This is a genomic window from Mycobacterium sp. SP-6446, assembly GCF_001954045.1.
Lineage (GTDB): Bacteria > Actinomycetota > Actinomycetes > Mycobacteriales > Mycobacteriaceae > Mycobacterium.
The window spans coordinates 1-2317 of sequence record NZ_MBEM01000066.1 but is presented as its reverse complement, the minus strand read 5'-3'; the positions used below and the strand labels follow the sequence as shown (position 1 = coordinate 2317).

The 2317-nt window shown below is 66.1% G+C and carries 3 protein-coding genes; 1 reads left to right on the top strand and 2 read right to left on the bottom strand.

Annotated elements, in window-relative coordinates; genetic code table 11:
- Positions 1-323: hypothetical protein (locus tag A5736_RS26530; RefSeq protein WP_217695734.1), on the top strand; the 323-nt coding region annotated here is incomplete at its 5' end.
- Positions 324-337: 14 nt separating this feature from the next.
- Here the strand turns inward: A5736_RS26530 and A5736_RS05515 are convergent.
- The gene (locus A5736_RS05515; protein WP_076124307.1) at positions 338-637 is read right to left on the bottom strand and encodes a PE family protein; all 300 of its coding nucleotides are present in this window, start codon (positions 635-637) and stop codon (positions 338-340) included.
- A gap of 362 nt (positions 638-999) precedes the next feature.
- A complete protein-coding gene (locus A5736_RS05510; protein WP_139333143.1) occupies positions 1000-2217 on the bottom strand; it encodes a PPE family protein in 1218 nt (405 codons plus the stop codon).
- Positions 2218-2317: the final 100 nt, after the last annotated feature.

Here is a 2317-nt window from a genome sequence, read left to right as displayed (position 1 = left end):
ATCTCAAAGCGGCCCGCCATCGCCCGCATCGCGTGCGGGTCAGTCATAAAACGTGTTGCCATCTTGGCTATCTCCTTATTACTCAGTTATTTAGGTTTTTCGGTGTGATGGACGACGATGGCCGGACCGGCTACGCGGTGGCGCAACCGTCGAGCCGCATGGATGAAGATGATCCCCCCTTCGCGTCAGCCGGCGGCCACCGGACGCTCAACACAGTGAGACGGACGTCGGACCCTAACCGCGGCGTTGGAGTCGACGGAGTACTGAACTGCTGGAAGCTTGCCAAGGAATCCACTTCGGTGGGGGTCCGTCCAAAGCCTTAACGTGCGAGCGCTGGTCAGCCGGCGGCGACTGCGTTCGCTGCCTCGGTGGCGGCGTAAGAGCCGGAGCTCATGCCCAGGGTATTGACGAACATCTCGTGAATCGCCGCGGCCTGGGCGCTGACCGCCTGGTACATCTGCGCATGCGCGGCGAACTGAGCCGCGGTAAGCGCGGACACCTCGTCGGCGGCGGCGGGCACCACGCTCGTCGTCGGAGCCGCGGCGGCGGCGTTCTGTGCATTCAGAGTCGAGCCGATGCCCTGCAGGGTGCCGGCAGCAGCGGCCAAAGCCTCCGGCTGTGTCGTCACAAACGACATACTGTTCCTCCCTCGATTTATCCCCTACTCCCTGCAAGAGAGTAGATGACGGCGCCCCCGGAAACCGTGCTCCGAGGCCGCCTGTTCGCAAGTGTTCACGAAACGCTACTGCGAATTCATTTTTCGTAACGACACAGTAACAGCGTTTGGCCTCGTTTGGGGTGGTTACGGCCCTCTCACAGCAAAGCCCGGCCCCCCGCCCGGGCGAAACTCCCCTGGCTGGTGCATTCGCGGGGGGTGTGGTGCTGATAGTCCCCGTTAAAAATCTTCCGGCGGATTAACTCGGGCCCGGCCCCAGCAACGATGACGTCGCGGGTGGGCCGGCCCCGAGGGACCCCCCACCAGAGCATCAACAAGACGGTTTAGCCGGCGGAGAGGGGGCGGGCCATGACGGTGGGTTTGAAGCCGTAGCGTGGGCCTGCGCCGGCGCCGCGGACGGGGCCGCCGACTCCGGAGGCGGGTACGCCGCCGACGAGGTTGCCGGCTCCGGAGTCCGGTGCGGTGATGACCTCGCTGACCGGGACCGCGGAGATGGGTTTGGCGATGGAGGGCGCGGTGGCTCCGGGCCAGGATTGGGGCACTGACAGCCCGGCCACGTGGGCGCCGTGCCCCAACCCGGCGGCCACCTGGCTGCCCCCGCCGCCCAGGGCAGCACCCAGCCCGCCCAGGCCTTGGGCGGCACCGGTGGCGGCCTTGGCCGCCGCGGGTGCGGCACCACCGAGGATGCCCGCCGACTTGGCGATCTGCACAAAGCTGTTGCCCATACCAACACTGAAGTACGGCAAACCCTCAGTGTTGTACAAGAAACCGGCGTACGGGGCGTACCCGTTCAGCACCGCGCCGAGGTTGGTGGGTGAGGCGGTCTGGCCGGTCAACAGGAACCAGATCTCAGAAAACGGATCGGTGGCCGTGGTGGCATTGGCCGTCGGGTTGGCCAGGCTTTGCAACTGGCTCGGCGTCGAGGTCACCGCCTGCTGCAGGGTGTTTTGCGCGGTACCCGCCGAGGTGCCCGCGGCCGTGGCCGTGGCGGCGGACTGCTTGGCCGAGGCCGAGGGATCGGCCACCTGCGGGGCCGCGGTATACGGGGTCACCTTGGTCGCGGTCGCCGACTGACCCGCATAGGTGTACATCGCGGTGGCGTCTTGGGCCCACATCTCCCCGTATTGGGCCTCCAACTGCGCGATCACCCCGGTGTTTTGCCCCAACACATTGGTGGCCACCGCCTGAGCCAGCGTGGCCCGATTGGCCGCAATCAACGGCGGGGGCACCACCGAAGCAAACGCCTGCTCAAAGGCCGCCGCGGCCGCACTGGCCTGACTGGCGGCCTGCTCGGCCTGAGCGGCCGTGGTGCTCATCCAATCCACATACGGCTGCACCGCCGCGGCCATCGACGCCGAGGCCGGCCCCAACCACTCCTCACTCGAAAGCTGAGTGACCACGTTCTCATACCCCAACGCCGCCGACTGCAACTCCGCAGCAAGGGCATTCCACGCCGACGCCGCCGTCGTCAACGACGTCGACCCCGCACCGGCATACAACCGCGCAGAATTAACCTCCGGCGGCAACGCACCAAAATCAATGGACATGTGATTCCTCCTCAATGACCTTCCGGCGCAAGGCCTTCGGGATGTGGTTGCTAGTCTTCGGCATTTCTTTATCCTGCCGATGGTGGTCGGGTGA